This is a genomic window from Idiomarina sp. UBA4206 (assembly GCF_002383015.1).
In the GTDB taxonomy this organism is placed as follows: Bacteria; Pseudomonadota; Gammaproteobacteria; order Enterobacterales; family Alteromonadaceae; genus Idiomarina; species Idiomarina abyssalis.
The window spans coordinates 61179-62038 of record NZ_DFTS01000058.1; the positions used below are offsets into that span (position 1 = coordinate 61179).

Below are 860 nucleotides of genomic sequence, written 5' to 3' on the forward strand. Positions count from 1 at the left end.
GTCATCAAAACGCAGGTTACAGGTGCCGTTATAGTCTTCGGCAATACCGAAATTCAGCACTATCGATTTGGCATGGCCAATATGCAGGTAACCATTAGGTTCCGGAGGAAAACGGGTATGTACGGTAGAGTGCTTACCACTGGCCAAATCTTTATCAATGATTTGACGAATAAAATTACTGGGACGTGAATCAGTATCAGCCATGAACCTTTTGTCTCCGCTACAAAATCAACACCGGATAAAATGAAGCGGTTATGATCGCAGGTTATCGCCTGCCTGACAAGTTAAGCGGACATTAAAAAACTGATAAAAACGGCGCAGTTGCTGCTGTGCAACTTTACCCTCTATGCGAGTAAAACGAACGGTCTGACCCGGTTGGCATTGCGCCAGCCGACCTAAATCGAACGGGTTAATGGTGCCCAGTTTGGGGTAGCCCCCTAAGGTCTGCCTGTCGTGCATCATAATAATGGGCTGGCCGTTCGCAGGAACCTGCACAGACCCCACATTCACACCTTCAGATACCAGCCCCTCACCGTCATATTCCAACGCTTTACCAGACAAACGAATGCCCATACGGTCGCTGTCTTTAGTGACTTCATAATCTTCGTAGCAGAAAGCTTCTCTTGCAGACATGGGAAAAGCCTCGTACTGAAAGCCCGGTATTAAGCCAATAACCGGTGTCTTTTCATAATTCGGCCGATAAGCCCAGCCAACACGGCGAGACATCTGCAATTCTTGCTGATTAAAACTAATCTCATCGCCCGCTTTTAAAGGCGAGCCGTCTCCATGCAGGCCACCCACTGCATCGCGGGTAACGGTTGCACAGCTGCCCCACTTAGGTTCAACCTGAAACCCGCCCT

General features: G+C 49.0%; 1 protein-coding gene and 1 pseudogene. Both read right to left on the reverse strand.

From position 1 onward, the window contains the following. On the reverse strand, positions 1-204 hold a 204-nt coding region (locus B3180_RS11935; protein ID WP_286844773.1), incomplete at its 3' end, for a glutamate--tRNA ligase family protein. Positions 205-252: 48 nt separating this feature from the next. After that, positions 253-860, reverse strand: a pseudogene (locus B3180_RS11940) (allophanate hydrolase); the annotation flags it as partial.